The sequence below is a fragment of the Ureibacillus yapensis genome (assembly GCF_003515775.1).
Classification (GTDB): domain Bacteria; phylum Bacillota; class Bacilli; order Bacillales_A; family Planococcaceae; genus Ureibacillus; species Ureibacillus yapensis.
In genome coordinates this window covers 190,746-205,539 of record NZ_QWEI01000004.1, presented here as the reverse complement: position 1 = coordinate 205,539, position 14,794 = coordinate 190,746, and the positions used below count along the sequence as shown (strand labels likewise).

At 41.1% G+C, this 14,794-nt stretch carries 16 protein-coding genes and 1 pseudogene; 4 read left to right on the top strand and 13 right to left on the bottom strand.

Features of this window, described 5'->3' with window-relative positions; translation table 11 throughout:
* Positions 1-34: 34 nt before the first annotated feature.
* Entirely contained in the window at positions 35-1,528 is a 1,494-nt protein-coding gene (locus D1B33_RS10125) for an aldehyde dehydrogenase family protein (RefSeq protein ID WP_118876264.1), read from the top strand.
* Positions 1,529-1,649: 121 nt separating this feature from the next.
* On the opposite strand, the gene D1B33_RS10120 is transcribed toward D1B33_RS10125, so the two are convergent.
* From D1B33_RS10120 to D1B33_RS10110, 3 genes and pseudogenes are all read right to left on the bottom strand, one after another.
* Complete coding sequence (locus D1B33_RS10120; RefSeq protein ID WP_118876263.1) at positions 1,650-2,984, bottom strand: vWA domain-containing protein; 1,335 nt, start codon at positions 2,982-2,984, stop codon at positions 1,650-1,652.
* Positions 2,985-3,206: 222 nt separating this feature from the next.
* Positions 3,207-3,329, bottom strand: a pseudogene (locus D1B33_RS10115) (GNAT family N-acetyltransferase); the annotation flags it as partial.
* Positions 3,330-3,345: 16 nt separating this feature from the next.
* Positions 3,346-3,798: a MarR family winged helix-turn-helix transcriptional regulator gene (locus D1B33_RS10110; RefSeq protein ID WP_118876262.1), complete on the bottom strand. Its 453-nt coding sequence runs from the start codon at positions 3,796-3,798 to the stop codon at positions 3,346-3,348.
* A gap of 114 nt (positions 3,799-3,912) precedes the next feature.
* Between D1B33_RS10110 and D1B33_RS10105 the strand changes: the two genes are divergently transcribed.
* The 3 genes from D1B33_RS10105 (at position 3,913) to D1B33_RS10095 (ending at position 6,101) form a co-directional block, all read left to right on the top strand.
* Complete coding sequence (locus tag D1B33_RS10105) at positions 3,913-4,353, top strand: GNAT family N-acetyltransferase (RefSeq protein WP_118876261.1); 441 nt, start codon at positions 3,913-3,915, stop codon at positions 4,351-4,353.
* A gap of 2 nt (positions 4,354-4,355) precedes the next feature.
* Positions 4,356-5,009, top strand: coding sequence for a YczE/YyaS/YitT family protein (locus D1B33_RS10100; RefSeq protein WP_233549456.1), 654 nt, complete (start codon positions 4,356-4,358; stop codon positions 5,007-5,009).
* Positions 5,010-5,369: 360 nt separating this feature from the next.
* The gene (locus tag D1B33_RS10095; RefSeq protein WP_118876260.1) at positions 5,370-6,101 is read left to right on the top strand and encodes a ZIP family metal transporter; all 732 of its coding nucleotides are present in this window, start codon (positions 5,370-5,372) and stop codon (positions 6,099-6,101) included.
* Positions 6,102-6,120: 19 nt separating this feature from the next.
* Here the strand turns inward: D1B33_RS10095 and D1B33_RS10090 are convergent, their stop codons facing one another.
* The 10 genes from D1B33_RS10090 to D1B33_RS10050 all read right to left on the bottom strand — a co-directional run bounded on the left by D1B33_RS10090 (position 6,121) and on the right by D1B33_RS10050 (position 14,701).
* Positions 6,121-6,759, bottom strand: a complete 639-nt coding sequence (locus tag D1B33_RS10090; RefSeq protein ID WP_118876259.1) for an NAD(P)-dependent oxidoreductase — start codon at positions 6,757-6,759, stop codon at positions 6,121-6,123.
* Between the two features lie 125 nt (positions 6,760-6,884).
* The gene (locus tag D1B33_RS10085; RefSeq protein WP_118876258.1) at positions 6,885-7,544 is read right to left on the bottom strand and encodes a hypothetical protein; all 660 of its coding nucleotides are present in this window, start codon (positions 7,542-7,544) and stop codon (positions 6,885-6,887) included.
* 444 nt (positions 7,545-7,988) lie between these two features.
* A complete protein-coding gene (locus D1B33_RS18455; RefSeq protein ID WP_158582959.1) occupies positions 7,989-8,147 on the bottom strand; it encodes a hypothetical protein in 159 nt (52 codons plus the stop codon).
* Between the two features lie 62 nt (positions 8,148-8,209).
* Positions 8,210-9,211 (bottom strand): histidinol phosphate phosphatase domain-containing protein, encoded by a 1,002-nt coding sequence (locus D1B33_RS10080; protein WP_118876257.1) that lies wholly within the window; start codon positions 9,209-9,211, stop codon positions 8,210-8,212.
* Between the two features lie 15 nt (positions 9,212-9,226).
* A complete protein-coding gene (locus tag D1B33_RS10075; RefSeq protein WP_118876256.1) occupies positions 9,227-9,997 on the bottom strand; it encodes a DeoR/GlpR family DNA-binding transcription regulator in 771 nt (256 codons plus the stop codon).
* Positions 9,998-10,027: 30 nt separating this feature from the next.
* Complete coding sequence (locus D1B33_RS10070) at positions 10,028-11,044, bottom strand: ABC transporter ATP-binding protein (protein WP_118876255.1); 1,017 nt, start codon at positions 11,042-11,044, stop codon at positions 10,028-10,030.
* Positions 11,041-11,940: an ABC transporter permease gene (locus tag D1B33_RS10065; RefSeq protein ID WP_118876254.1), complete on the bottom strand. Its 900-nt coding sequence runs from the start codon at positions 11,938-11,940 to the stop codon at positions 11,041-11,043. The genes D1B33_RS10070 and D1B33_RS10065 overlap by 4 nt, the downstream gene beginning before the upstream one ends.
* Positions 11,937-12,785, bottom strand: coding sequence for an ABC transporter permease (locus D1B33_RS10060; protein WP_233549449.1), 849 nt, complete (start codon positions 12,783-12,785; stop codon positions 11,937-11,939). The genes D1B33_RS10065 and D1B33_RS10060 overlap by 4 nt, the downstream gene beginning before the upstream one ends.
* Positions 12,763-13,620, bottom strand: coding sequence for an alkaline phosphatase family protein (locus D1B33_RS10055; protein WP_118876253.1), 858 nt, complete (start codon positions 13,618-13,620; stop codon positions 12,763-12,765). The genes D1B33_RS10060 and D1B33_RS10055 overlap by 23 nt, the downstream gene beginning before the upstream one ends.
* On the bottom strand, positions 13,610-14,701 hold the full coding sequence (locus D1B33_RS10050) for an ABC transporter substrate-binding protein (protein WP_118876252.1): 1,092 nt from the start codon (positions 14,699-14,701) through the stop codon (positions 13,610-13,612). The genes D1B33_RS10055 and D1B33_RS10050 overlap by 11 nt, the downstream gene beginning before the upstream one ends.
* Positions 14,702-14,794 lie beyond the last annotated feature (93 nt).

The window sequence follows — 14,794 nt, the reverse complement described above, 5'->3', positions numbered from 1 at the left end:
CAGTTTTTTAGACGAAAGCAAAGGGGAGAAAAAAATGTCACACGTCAAACTCACAAATGAGGGAGCAAAAAATTCAGCCTTTTTATCAATGACCAAAAGTTTTATTAATGGGCAATGGGTAGAAGGCAATTCGGGGCGCACCTATGATGACTTGAATCCATTTGATGCTTCACCAATTGCTTCCATCCGCATTGCATCCAAGGCACAACTTCAAGACGCTTTCAAAGCGGCAAAAGAAGCGAAAGCGGAATGGGCAGCAAACACGAAATTGCGTGAAGATGTTCTGAAAAACTTTATTCAATATTTACAAGATCATAAAGAAGCGATTGTCCAGACATTAGTTTTGGAAACAGGCAGCAGTGTCTTAAAGAGCAATATTGAATTACACTTAACACTTGGATTGTTGGAAGAAACATTGAAAATTGTTGATTCACTGGGAAAAGTAAAAACGGCCGATCCCACAATGCCCGATAAAGCGAACCATGTCTACCGATTGCCTTTAGGGGTTGTCTCAACAATTGCTCCTTTCAACTTTCCGCTATACTTATCTATCCGTTCCATTGCACCTGCGTTGGCTTTAGGAAACACTGTTGTTCACAAGCCGGATATCCAAGCAGGTCTATCATCAGGCTCCGTGATTGCAAAGGCACTTGAAGTATCCGGCATTCCAGCGGGGGTCTTCAACTCTTTGTTAACAGATATTGAAGAGATAGGCGATGCCATGCTGGATCACCCAGATGTAAAATTAATAAGCTTTACAGGCTCTACAGCAGTTGGTCGCCATATTGGACGAGTAGCTGGCGGATTATTCAAGCGGGTGGCACTTGAACTCGGCGGAAATAGTCCATTCATCGTTTTAAAAGACGCGGATGTTGACCAAGCCGTAAAAGCTGCGATATTCGGTAAATTCCTGCATGCAGGACAAATTTGTATGGCTATAAATCGCTTTATCATACATGAAGATTTATATGAAGAGTTTGCGGAAAAATTTGTAGAACATGCACGTTCATTGCCGTATGGAAATCCACAAGATCCAACGACAATTATAGGCCCGCTGATTAACCAAGTACAATTACAGAAAGCTTTGAAAAACGTTGAAAGGCTGAAGGCTGCGGGAGCCGACCTATTACTGGAAGGTCAACTGGACGGCAATGTCTTGACGCCATATGTATTCGGAAATGTGGATAATACAAGTGAAGCAGCACAAAATGAACTATTTGCGCCGATTGCTTTACTCATTAAAGCTACATCTGATGACCACGCAATTGAATTGGCAAATGACACGGAATACGGCTTAAGCTCCGCCATCTTTACAAAAGATATTATTCGCGGAGAGGAACTGGCATTACGCGTGGAAGCCGGCATGACACATGTGAACGACCAAACTGTCAACGATTTACCGAATGTGCCGTTTGGCGGCGTTAAAGCAAGTGGAGTTGGCCGCTATGGCAATCCTTGGATTGTTGATGAATTCACCGAAACAAAATGGGTGTCGGTACAAGAACAGGAACGGCAATTCCCATTTTAGATTAAATAGTAGTGAGATAAAAACCATTCACTCAGAGTGGTTTTTATCTTTTCAACAGCAGGAGATTGCTCCAACTAAAAAAAGAACCCTCCCTAAGCGGGAAAGTTCTCTGTTCATAAAACTAATGGACATTTTCCAAAAAGCGATCCGTCACATTTTTCCAGTTATCCAGAAATGAATCCCTGTTTAAACTGTCCAGCTCAAGAAAAAGATCTCTCGCATCCGAATCAACCGTAAGGAAGTAGTCCCTATAATCGCGATCGAATTCCAAAAAGACGTCGCCACTTAAAATCTCCTTTTGATGCAAATAGTTCGTTGCAGCCTGTAAATTTTTATGTTCAAGATTAATAAGGGCCTGTTGCTGTTTGTGCCAATCATTCAATTGTGTTTGAATTGTTTGGAACAACTGGTTTAAGGTTTCTTTCGTATCACTATCCCAATCCGACCAAATTTTGGCCATATCAACCGTCTGTTTAAATTCGGCATTTAATTGTTCTTGATTGACGGCGTTAACATATTTTCCATTCGAAACCTCTGCCATTTCCTTCAACTGTTCCAATCCTTCGTTATCCACATGATAACCAATAATATTCACAACTGGCTGGATTGCGGAATCTGCAAGTGATTCGATTGCGCCGACCGGATCCGTATCACATGTTTCCACTCCGTCGCTGACAATATACAGGATATTCGTATTTTGCTCACCGCTATATTGCTTAAAATCCTCTTCCACTTGTTTTATCGCTAATCCTGTTGGCGTCCACCCGGCAGGATCAAACTTGTTCAATGACTCGGAAAATTTACTGCTTTCATATGTACTGCGCGGATACACTTCTTCAACTGTGGAGCAAGACTTTGCTTTATCTTCCTCACTGCCAGTTCCAACATGTCCGTAAACGCGTAATGAAACGGTTGCCTCTTTCGGAAGGCTTTCAACAAACGCTTGTATGGACTCTTTCGCCAATTGCATGCGTGTTTTATCATTTTCATAGTTCGCCATACTCCCGCTGGAATCCAGCAAGATGACGACATTGTAATTTTCTTTTAATGCAAGCGAATCACTTTCGCCATCGGGGTCCTTAAATTGCATGGATTCCCATTGATCGATCGGAACGTCAACCATGCTCAAGTCTTCTTTAAATAAAGACAATAAATATTGCTTCGCCTCTTTTTTCTCTTGTTCGGAGGAGTTTTCAGTCAATACGGGGAAGTTGTCCAGGACCTCCATTATCTCTTGCTGATCTGTAAAAGTCTCTCCTGCAAACTTTCCTCTCTGTGGATAGGCTGTCGATTCGGAAAACGATTGCGGTATAGGCGCGCTATCTTTTAAATCCTCAACCTTTTCATCTTCTTGTTCTGATACAGCAGGTCCTTCCACACTCATCTCCTCTTGCTGTTTCTCATTTTCAGCTACAGGTTCTTCCTCGCTGCATGCGGCCAGCAAGCAGATTAGCATTATGAAAATCCCCAGCCACCTTTGCTTTTTCAACAAGATTCACCTCACAGTTTTTTTACTATAAGATTAATGGTAACCGAGTTAGTTATCATTGTATATCGCACAAAATTCTCCCTTTTTCCTGCGCCAATTGTCCCATCCCATCTTAAATTTCCCCTGAATCAGGAAAGCGTCTTGCTCATAATAAAATCCGTTTGCTCTACATCCAATTGATTAGAATTAACGCTTTTCCCAAGTTTTCATATTTTCAGGTGAGTTCTGCTCTTTAAATGTATCATGGAAAGTTTCGATACTTACTTCTTGAAGTGTTTGCAAATCATCATGATTGCACTTTTTTATCGTCATGTTTCCATTCAGCTCCTTAGTAATCCCGCTTGTTTCCTTTTTTCACAGATTCCCAGTCCCCTTCGATGTTTTTCCTGACTCTTTGAAGAAGATGAAAGATGGTTTCTGCTTCTTGTTCGGAAAACCCGTCTAACGCCACCTTGTTGGAATGCTCTCCTTCTCTCTTTAAAAAGGGATAGACCTGCATTCCTTTCTGAGTTGGATAAAGCTTTTTAATTTTCTTATTGTCTTCGTCATCTCTCTTTTCAATAAACCCCTGAATCTCCAGCTTTTTTATGGCCCGTGCTGCTGTTGTCCGGTCAACCTTGATTATTCCGGCCAATTTCTCCTGTATGATTCCGGGATGTTCACAAATTCGAACAAGGTACAAATACTGTCCTTTGGTAAGGTCAAACTCTTTGAATTCAATGTTACTGATCGAGTCCAATGCCCTTGCAATCATCCCGATTTCACGAAGAATGTCCTTCATCGAAAAAACTCCCAACATTTTTGTTGTATTTACAACAAAATTACTTTCGTATATACTGTACAAAGATTATGATGATTTGTCTACATATATAAATTCCCGAAAGGACCGAAGACGATGAATGCAAAAAGAATAACGAATGAAAATGATTTGGAAAAAGCGTTTGGTATCCGAAAAGAAGTATTTGTAAAGGAACAAGGCGTACCATTGGAAGATGAATTTGATGAATTTGACACGCTGGATGGACGCTGCAAGCACATTTTGATTTCCTACGAAGAAAAAGTGGTCGGAACGGGAAGATTAAGAATTGTGGATGAGTTCGGTAAATTGGAGAGAATTTGCATCTTGGAGCCTTACCGTAAATTCGGCCTAGGAAAGGCAATCATTCACACACTGGAAGAAATCGCACAAGAAAAAGGGATGGAACGTGTTAAGCTGCATGGTCAAACACAAGCAGAAGGTTTCTATCAAAAGCTTGGCTATCAAACTACTTCGGATGTGTTTATGGAAGACGGCATTCCGCATGTCCTGATGACGAAAGAATTAGTGGCGAAATAGTGATGAACGGTTTACATAGAACAAGATATTTCCTTTATTTTATCGGTAATTTTCTATTAACTTTTGGGATTGTGCTGACGATTCTATCCGACTTGGGGACATCACCTTTTGATGCTCTGTTGGTTGGGCTTTCGAAAAAAGTGGGTCTTACGGTAGGAAGTTGGGAAATCCTGATTGCCTTTTGCATCATTGTTATTAATTCGCTCTTGGCCAGACAAAGACCTGAATTCTCGGGTCTGCTCACTGCTTTTCTAACAGGGGTAGGTATTGATCTATGGCTTTTCTTATTGCAGGACTCCCTACAGCCGGAACTATTTGCTACAAAACTTCTTTGTCTGGCAATCGGGTTGATCGTGATCGGTCTGGGAAGCGCTATCTACTTGCACGCAAATTTGGCACCCATCCCCGTCGATCGTTTGATGTTGATCATTCGGGATTTAAGTGGAAAAAGCTTGTTCTTTGCGAAGACCATCATCTATATTGTTTTCTTGGCAATGGCCGCGCTATTCAATGGACCAATCGGGATTGGCACGATATTGACCGTTTGCCTGGGAGGTCCCATTCTGCAATTCTTTATGTCAGTCATCAATGGGATGGCTTCTAAGGGGACAATAAAAACGATTGTCCCACCAACTAATAAAGATCACACAATCTAATAAATTAAATATACTAGAATTCAATCGTGTGTATAACACAATGTGATTGTTTTCTTTGGTTCTGCAGCACCGCGTTTTGCCTGCTCCGAGAGAAAATTCTCGCTTAGACGTGCCATGGAAAGATAAAAGCCGGGAGAGACTGTTTTTACAGTTTTCCGGGGCTTTTTTTATTTTGGCAAGGTTAAATTTGGAGGGCTATATAGATAAATAAAGGCAGCATTCTCATGCAAAAAAATTCAAATGCATTATTTGTAAAGTGTTGTTAAACGCCTTGCTCGTAAATGGTTATTGGTTGCGACACTTCTAAAATCCTTGTCCAAACATAAAATGAAACAACTATTAATCTGCTGGAGGTTACTAATGAGCTCGCTCGCACTAACCAGTATTCTGATTTCTTCTTTATGTACAAGCATAGGCGCTATGGCTGTGCTCATGATCAAGGACGTTTCCCATAGAGGAAAAGATATTTTATTGGCCTATACTGCTGGAATTATGGTTTCGGCCTCGGCCTATGGGTTAATACCCTCCGCTCTCAAACTCTCGAATCTTACAGTTTTGGTCGTCGGTATTTTAATAGGTACTTTAGTGCTTACCATCATAGAAAGCCTTATACCACATACTGATTTAAACCATTCGGCGAAAAGTTCACACAGTCCGAACCTATTATTATTTTTAATCGCCATGTCAATACATAACATACCGGAGGGGTTATCTGTCGGTACGAGCATCATCAGCCCTGCGCAAGAATTAGGACCTATGGTTTCTTTCGCGATCGGTTTGCAGAATATACCCGACGGCTTTTTAATTGCCTTATTCTTATTCACTCAGGGCATCAATCCATTCAAGGCCATTCTCTTTTCTACGATAACGGGATTGATTGAACTCTTTGCGGGAATCGTTGGATTATTATTTGGCCAGTCATTTGAAGGCATTGTCCCCTATGCTCTTGCGTTCGCAGCGGGATCTATGCTGTTTGTTGTTTATAAAGAGCTCATACCTGAAAGCCATGGGGATGGCAATGAAAGAGCAGCGACTTTTGCTTTTATCCTCGGATTTATTACCATGGTTTGTTTAACGGATTGGTTTAGGTAGCGAAAAAGGCGTTCAATGATTAGTTTGAGATAAAGGGTGCTTTTTGTATATACTTCGGTTTTTCAATTTCGTTAATCATAAAAGCCGCTATATCCCGATTCGTTATTTTTGTACCCGGCATATTTACAAGATTTTCTTTGATCAACCCCATCTCTTTGCCTTCAACGATAAAAGGAAGTCTGATAAGAGTCCACTTAATATTTTTGTTTCGGTTGAGAATATGCCACTCTTTTTTCTTATCGATCATCATTTCAGAGTAGAGGAGTTCAAACATCCTGGCCCCAATTTTATTTAAAATGCTTTTTCTATCTCCGGCAATAGTTAGAGAGCCGCCCGTAACACCAAGATAACGATCAATTTGTATATCGGCCATAACCTCAAGTATTTTTTCAGTTACACTGCTGTAAATCGGTTTTTCTTTGGTTGGCTGGCCAAAAGCATTAATAACTATTTGACAGCCTTTTAGTAAATTTCGGATATCCTCCACATTCTCTACATTTCCTTTTACTATCTCAATCCTATCATCCTTTAAAGCTAACTTTTCCGGATTTCTGACAAGCATACGAACTTGATACCCATTCTCCAGCGCTGCAAAAGCAATATGACGCCCCGCCTTACCTGTTCCACCGATAATCGCTATCTTATATGACTGATCCATATTACGCCTCCGAAAGAAACTGTTTATTATGTATACGGTCAATTTTCTTATTGGATTCAATTAAATTTACAAAATTAAACAGCGGGAAGCATTACGGTTCCCACTGCTATTTATAGGAAAATTCCTTACTTCTCTTCTTTCACGGAAATCAATTCCATCGTAGTGTTTCCGTTTTTATCTGTCCCCTTGATAATTCCGATATCTTTTGCAAGGTATGCCCTTGAGCCATCGGGGTAACGGAATACAACTACATTCTTGAATGTTCCGGCTTTGACTTTTAAGGTCTTGGCTGTGCTTTCTATTAATAGTTTATTTTCACTCCAAGGATCCTTTGTGTGCTTCCCTTGTTTTAATGGATACGATGCCGATAAGAAGAGTACATCCGAATTGGCTACGCCCACGAGAAGTCTTTTTTTGTCTTCAATGTACGTATAGTTTGGCATGTGGGGATAATGAGGACTCTTCGGATTGTAGAGATAAGTAGACTCGCCATCTTTTTCTACATAAAAAGTCTCTTTTTGATCGTCCAAGAATGACGGACTATACGTAAGGACCAACCCCTCTTTTGGAGTAAGGCCACCCGTAATGGTTGTCGGTGCAGCTTTTGGCTTTTTCTTCGATATAGCAGTTGCAGCATCTACTTTAGGTTGTGCACGAAGGTTGGCTGCATTGTTCGCATCTTTATTTATCTTTGTGGACTCTGTTGCAATGGTAGTATCATTAAATATTGAAAACCCAAGCCCAAACACAAGTAACATAACTATTAAGGATAATATTTTTCTCACGGTTCTACCTCCTTTTTATGTACGGTTACTATATATGCCAACTTGTAGTAGAATTATGTACAAAATGGCAGCTTTCTCATTGCAAATTTTCATAAATGTGCCTATATAATTTAAGTGACCGTAATAAATTCTATTTAATATATCCCCTCTTCATCGAATTTTAACCAAAAGTATCAAATTTTTAATAGAATCTATTGATTTTTAGAAATAGAGCAAGTGTTGTCCCGATATGAGACAGTGTGGGGGCCGGTTGCGGGAATTACTGCGTAGCTGTCGAATAAATAGCTGGTTTTAGACTGGAATGCACCACTTACTGCCGGAGTTGTCCAATAGTGCAGAATATTTGAATACAAGATTAAAAAAGGCTTAATCCTTTAAAGAGGATTAAGCCATTTTCACAATTACATGGACAGTCCAGTCTAAGAATGCGGTATGAGAATCGATTTAATTGAATCGTTTTCCGTGCTCTGCCGCAAATCTTTCCATAAGAAATAATCTAATCGAGTGTTTTTCCTTCCTCAGCCACAAATCGTTACATATCTGCAAAAGCGCCCAGTCATTGGCTCTAAATTTTTCCAGCATTAAATCATCTGTTCTCCACAACGAAAAAAACCTCCTTAACATACCGTTAAGAAGGCCAAATTTTCAACTCATCTATTCTGCTATTAATCAACAAGAGGCTTCATAATCCTTTGTCTCTTTTCGAAGGTCGCAATCTCTGTCACGCCTCTTTTCACTAGCATTTCCTTAATTTCATTCGAATAAATTCCAAGATCGTTTGGAAAATGCGAATCGGAGGACATGGTGAATTTAACGCCTTCCGCAAGCAGCACATCCAAAAACTGCGCACTTGGACACATTTCTTTCACCGGATAACGATAGTATAAGCCCGGATTGATTTCCGTCGCAATATCCTGTTCAACCAACACGCGGGCAACCTCTTTGTACATTTCTATTAAAGAGGCTTCATCGGGGCGATAGTTAAAGACTTTCATATTATCCAGATGGGCAATAAAATCAAACAAATTGCTTTCCGCTGCTTTTTTTACCGTTTCAAAGTGATCCTTATAAAGCGCATGCAAATCATGCTCCTGGAATTTGTGCTGAAGTTCGGGATTATCGAATCCCCACCCATTATTAAAGTGGACAGATCCAATAATATAATCAAAGTCGTATCCTTCCAAAAGTGACTCGAGCTCTGCTTCACCGCCGACAAAATAGTCTGCTTCCATTCCAAGTTTCAGCTGCACCCCTTTGGATGCCCAGCGTTCTTTTTGCGATTGGATGAATTCCACAAAATCAGGCAGGCTTCTGACCATTACTTGATCCAGCCACTTTGCCTGTTTTGTCCCCACTTCAGTTGATTCGACGTCCATATATTTTGTGAAATAGTCCTTTGTTTCCTTGAATCGATAGAGATGATCGACGATTCCTACTTCCTTGATTCCTTTAGTAATCGCTTCTTTCAGGTAAAAATCCAACCACCATTGAGAGTATTCCCCCTCAGCTAACCGTTTGCTCATTATGGCAATGCTTTTTTCAAGCCATTTCTTGGAATGATGCATTTCTTCATTCGGTTCGTACCACGCCATTGCCTTCAAAGTTTTTTCCACAAGAGAAAGCGAGTAAGGTCCTTCTTCCAGATGGATATGGTAATCTACTTTCATGTTTTACGACCTTTCCTATTTAGTGTCCGCACAGATCCATTCAACGCCATTTCCATGATAGCCCTCTGGTTGCTCGTCATCACAGATGATTTTGGATAGGCTTGAAATGGGGCCTATTTCAAAGACGGATTTTTTATTTAGTTTTGAAGAGTCTGTAAGGAGAATCGCTTCCTTGCTGCACGCAATCATTGTTTCCGATACGAGGCATTCATCCATATCAAAATCATAGATTTCTTCCTTCGTAATTCCGCCGCAGGAAATAAACACTCTATCAAAATGGAATCTCTTTAAAAATTCGACAGTGTAGGTACCCCTTACAGATGCTTGGTAAGGGTTGGTTACACCCGGCAACATAATCACCTGTCCAGTCATCCGCCGTTCCTCAATTGCCAAATTAAAGCGGTAGGCTGCACTTAACGAATTAGTCACGATGGTCAATCCGCGGACATCTTGGATCATATCTGCAATATGAACGGTTGTCGTCCCTACATCCACGGCAATGGTATCCCCATCGTTAATCATTTCTGCGGCACGTTTTGCAATTGTCCTCTTTTTCTCGAGATGCAAAGACAGCTTTTTATCATAAAGCATTTCTGTTTCCGAAGAGTTGTATGGAACAGCGCCACCATGAACACGCGTTAATTTCCGTTGCTGCTCAAGCTCCGCCAAATCACGCCTGATTGTCTCCGGAGTTACCTCTTTCATCCGAGCTAAATCAGTCACGAACACTTTACCGTCAATCTCCAATTGTTCCAAAATAAAATAATGCCGTTCTTCTTTATTCATACAGCTTCTCCTCTATCACACCATTATTTCTTATCCATCAATTGCGACAACCTGCTCTGGATGAATATACAAATCTGTTAAATCATGCAGGTCTTTACTATTAATCTCACTATTTAATAAGTCGACTGTCAACTTATATGGACCTGCTTGATAATAGCAGCGAATGGTGCTTCCAAGAATGATGCTATGCTCAAATTTCCCTTTAAAGCGCAATGCTTGTTCACCAGCAATCGGTTCGAGTTGGATCGCTTCAGAGCGGATGGCATACTTGCTTTTTTCATTCTTGGGAGAGAAGGCTGGATCCAATTGCATTAGGTCGTCCCTTGAAAGAATATTATAATTGCCGATAAAGCTTGCAACAAATTGGCTTTTCGGTTGAGAGTAAAGCTCAGCAGGTGTTGCTTGCTGCTCGATGACTCCCCCGTTCATCACAAAAATGCGGTCCGATAAAATCATCGCTTCTTCTTGATCATGCGTAACAAATATCATCGTGATGCCCAGCTTTTTCTGAAGCATGAGAATGTCCATTTGCAGCTGCTTTCGAATTTTTGCGTCCAAAGCACTCAATGGCTCATCCAATAAAAGTACTTTCGGTTCCGTCACCAACGAACGAGCCAAAGAGATTCGCTGCTGTTGCCCACCTGACAGTTGGTCCGGATAATAATCCGCCTTATCTTCCAAATTCACCAAAGCCAAAGCATCCATTACCTTTTCTTTAATCTCTTTCTTCGGCAGTTTTTTGATCGATAAACCGAAAGCAATGTTTTCATAAACCGTCATATTCGGGAAAAGCGCGTAAGATTGAAACACCATTCCAACATTACGGTCCTTTGGAGCCACCTCGCTGATTTCCTCGCCGTCCAGATACACTTCGCCTTCCTGGAACGTTTCAAGTCCGGCCAACACTCGGAGCAATGTGGACTTGCCGCATCCACTTGGGCCCAATAATGTGATCAATTCACCTTTCTCGATCGTTAAAGAGATATCTTTTAATACTTTATTTTGCCCAAAGCTAAGGGATAAGTTATCAATCTCGATATAGCTCATAGTTTCTGCCTCTCTTCTTTGTTGACTTGTGCGTTGGATATTGATACGGTTTCCAATTTTGGAGTAAGCGGCATCGTGCCGGCATTTCGAACTGGTTTTAGTTTATTTTTTCTTGCTCCTCTTTTTGAAGAAGTTAAATACGTAATCACCAAGCTGATAATCATTAATAACATAAAGTACGCGACCATAACGGCACTTGCCAAATGGCCGTTTTCGTTCATTCTTCTCAGCATATAAATGCGGATGGTTTCATATCTGCCGCCAATCAATAAATTCGTCAACACAAATTCTCCGAAAAAACTGGAGAAGATTAATAACGTCGTAACCAACAAGCCTAACCGAATATTGGGCAAGATGATTTTCATAAAAGAAGTAAACTTGTTTGCACCCAAAATTTCGGCTGCTTCCATTAATTTTTTCGTTTGAAGACTTTCTAAACTATTTCGAACCCCCTGGTACATAAACGGCAGTGAACCGATAAATAATCCCCCAACCAATACGGCATACATTGGGATGGCCGCACCAGAATACATTCTCAGCAAACCGGTTGCCAAAATTACACCCGGGATTGCATACGGCATCAATACAAGCCCTTTCATAAACTGATCCACTCTAGGAAAGTACATATATACTAGAAATACCGTAGGGACCATCACAATCAGAACAACCGCCAATGCTGTAAGCGTCAGGGTGATTGATCTCAGGACAGCGGAAATAAAATTTGGATCCTGCATCAGTCCAATAAACCATTGGAGCGTAAAGTCTTCAGGAAAAATCGTATTGGACCACTTAGTAGATGTTGCATAAAAGAATGTGGAGACAAACGGAAAAATCATATATAATCCAAAAATCGCGAGTATCAAATAGCTGCCAAAATGTCGTTTCTTCGTTCTCATGCTAAATCTTTCCTCACCTTCTTCAGAAGCATTTGCGATACAAAGAGGATCGCAATCATGATGATGGCAAAAATCACGGCCAGCGTACTACCGATAATCGGGCGTGCATAGATGTCACCGGATACAAGCGCAGCAATCTGGATTGTCACCAAGTTCACGTTGCTGCCGGTCAAGGCATACGCTGTTTCATAAGTCCCCATCCCATTCGCAAACATGATCACGAACGTTCCGGCAATGCTTGGCATAATACTTGGCAAACCGACTTTTCTCCAATACGTCCAGTGGGAAGCACCCAGCATGAATGCCGCTTCCTTCCATTCTTTTCTGATTTTTTTCAAAGATGGATAGATAAAAAGAATGCCTAAAGGGATTTGGAAATAAAGGTAGGTAATCGCCAACCCTTGCCAAGAATAAAGATTAAAGTCACTCAGAAATGGCAGGTTTAAGTTTTCAATAAAGAGGGTAAAGACCCCTGAATTCCCTAGTAAGATGATAAAAGCAAAAGCCAATGGTACCCCGGCAAAATTTGCTGCCAGATTAATATATACTGTCAATTTATCCTGGATTTTTTCAGGAAGATTCGTCATGGCATAAGAAACAAAGATTGCCAAAACAATACCTGCGACAGCGGAAAAGAGAGAAATCATTCCGCTATTGACAAAGGATTGCGAATAAAATGGATTCGTCAGCACTTCTACATAATTATCGAAAGTAAAAGTTCCCGTGGATTCACTTGTAAAACTGGACGTTACCATTAAAACCATCGGGACAACCAAAAACAAAATCGCAATCAGGAAAAATGGAACCAGCAAAAATACGCTTTTAATTGATTTTCTGCTCTTCAAGCACAATCACCCCATCTGTTAGGTCTTCCCAATCAATTTCCTGCATCTTTTGCCCTTTCTCGATGCCAAGCATATGGCAAACCAGCGGAGCCAACTGCAGCTGCTCAATTACTTTTGTTCCAATATGCGGAGGGATGCAATCGGAAAGAATAAACAATGGTACTTCCCGATGCTCAGGCAGCGTACCCCCATGGTTCCCGAAATCATCCATCCCGTGGTCGGAGGTAACTACTATTTGATAGCCCATTTCCAGCCAAAGCGGGAGATATACGCCTAAAATCGTATCGATCTTATTGACCGCACGGCGGTATTCAATCGAATTTCCGGTAAATTTATGGCCTGTATCATCGATGTTCATGGAATGGATATACATAAAATCAGGTTGATGATTGTTGATTAAGTGATGTGCATCCTGAAATAAATGAGAATCAGGATACGTGTCATCCGAATAAAAAATCCCATGCTGGATATTTTTTGTTTCGTCATGCTGGATACGGTCTTCAAACATGGAAAACGGCGCCCGGTTGTAAAGCTCGCTCACCCAATGATAAGCGGCGGCTGCAGTCGTTTTTCCAGCTTCTTTTGCCAACGAAAAAATACTTTGTTCCTTGGAGCGTTGTACCGAATAGTTTGTATAAATCCCGTTTTCATACGTAGGCACACCCGTTAATAGAACCTCATATAAAGGTCTGGAGTTGCTTGGTGTTTCGGATAGCACTTTAAAACGGCTTGCCAATTTTTTCTCGACAAAATGATTTAAAATTCCTAGTGTCTGGATGGCGATGTCATAGCGACAGCCATCCAGTGTGATCATGATTACTTTTTTATTGAGCATTGACTAGCACCTCTTGTTGCCATAATTGCGGTAATTGAACAGCCGTTTGATCCCAAGCTTTATGGTCTTCTACTTGGCTGACATTGCTGTAAGCTTCGTCCGGCAATAATTTTGCTTGCACTTCTTCAGGCAGCTCAACATCACGGATTGGACGAGCATAGCCTTTTGCTAAATTGATTTGCCCTTCATCAGATAAGATATATTCTCTTGCCAGTTTCGCAGCATTCGGGTGCGGAGCGTTTTTGTTAATAACCGTTGTATAACCGCTCATGACCGTACCATCTGTCGGGATTGTCACGTCAAAACGTTCTGCGTCAATTTGATCACGATAGTTCAAGCCATTGAAGTCCCAAACGATCGCAACATCAATTTCACCTTTTTCCAGGTTGGCGATATTGGCTTCCGCTGAAGTCAAACGGCCGTCCGTTGCAAGTTCTTTGAAATAATCGATTCCCGGCTGGATATTTCCTTCATCTCCGCCGTTTGCAATGGCAGCAGCCAAGACGCCGAATTGCGCTTGCGTTGCTTTCATTACGTCCCCGACAGAAACGTTATAGTCGCCGTTTGCCAGCTCTTCCCATGAAGTTGGCGCTTGATCTACATTTTGCTTGTCCGTAATAAAAGCAATTGTTCCTGTATAACTTAATAACCAATCACCGTTATCGTCTTTCGCCCATTCCGGAATTTCATCCCAATAAGTTGTTTTGTATGGAAGCGTTAAGCCTTTTTGTTCGGCTAACGGACCGAAGTTAATGCCAACATCCCCAATATCCGCCGTCCCGTTTTCGCCTTCGGATTCAAATTTCGCCAATTCTTCCGCGCTGGACATATCTGTATCGGACTGTGTAATGCCATATTCCGTTTCGATTTCATCCCAAGTTTCTTCCCAGTTCGCCCATGTATCAGGCATTCCCACACTTGCAATTTCACCTTCAGTTTTTGCTTTTTCCGTAATCGTCTCCAACGAATCATTTTCATTTACAGTGGATGCAGCGTTGTTTTCTGAATCTGTTCCACATCCAGCTAAAGCCAATGAGATCATACCTAAACCAGCTATCGTTTTTAATTTTGTTAGTTTCATAATTTGTTTTCTCCCTACATTTAAAGTTTTATTTTAATCGGATTAATTTCCTGAATTGATCGATCAACACCGCATATCATTCTTAACTAGTGA

What these genes read in the sequence shown, in the direction of transcription:
- D1B33_RS10050 (WP_118876252.1), bottom strand. Translation starts at nt 14,701, where the DNA reads ATGAAACTAACAAAATTAAAAACGATAGCTGGTTTAGGTATGATCTCA.
- D1B33_RS10110 (WP_118876262.1), bottom strand. Translation starts at nt 3,798, where the DNA reads ATGAAGGACATTCTTCGTGAAATCGGGATGATTGCAAGGGCATTGGAC.
- D1B33_RS10070 (WP_118876255.1), bottom strand. Translation starts at nt 11,044, where the DNA reads ATGAGCTATATCGAGATTGATAACTTATCCCTTAGCTTTGGGCAAAAT.
- D1B33_RS10075 (WP_118876256.1), bottom strand. Translation starts at nt 9,997, where the DNA reads ATGAATAAAGAAGAACGGCATTATTTTATTTTGGAACAATTGGAGATT.
- D1B33_RS10080 (WP_118876257.1), bottom strand. Translation starts at nt 9,211, where the DNA reads ATGAAAGTAGATTACCATATCCATCTGGAAGAAGGACCTTACTCGCTT.
- D1B33_RS10090 (WP_118876259.1), bottom strand. Translation starts at nt 6,759, where the DNA reads ATGGATCAGTCATATAAGATAGCGATTATCGGTGGAACAGGTAAGGCG.
- D1B33_RS10105 (WP_118876261.1), top strand. Translation starts at nt 3,913, where the DNA reads ATGAATGCAAAAAGAATAACGAATGAAAATGATTTGGAAAAAGCGTTT.
- D1B33_RS10120 (WP_118876263.1), bottom strand. Translation starts at nt 2,984, where the DNA reads ATGCTAATCTGCTTGCTGGCCGCATGCAGCGAGGAAGAACCTGTAGCT.
- D1B33_RS10065 (WP_118876254.1), bottom strand. Translation starts at nt 11,940, where the DNA reads ATGAGAACGAAGAAACGACATTTTGGCAGCTATTTGATACTCGCGATT.
- D1B33_RS10125 (WP_118876264.1), top strand. Translation starts at nt 35, where the DNA reads ATGTCACACGTCAAACTCACAAATGAGGGAGCAAAAAATTCAGCCTTT.
- D1B33_RS10055 (WP_118876253.1), bottom strand. Translation starts at nt 13,620, where the DNA reads ATGCTCAATAAAAAAGTAATCATGATCACACTGGATGGCTGTCGCTAT.
- D1B33_RS10100 (WP_233549456.1), top strand. Translation starts at nt 4,356, where the DNA reads ATGAACGGTTTACATAGAACAAGATATTTCCTTTATTTTATCGGTAAT.
- D1B33_RS10095 (WP_118876260.1), top strand. Translation starts at nt 5,370, where the DNA reads ATGAGCTCGCTCGCACTAACCAGTATTCTGATTTCTTCTTTATGTACA.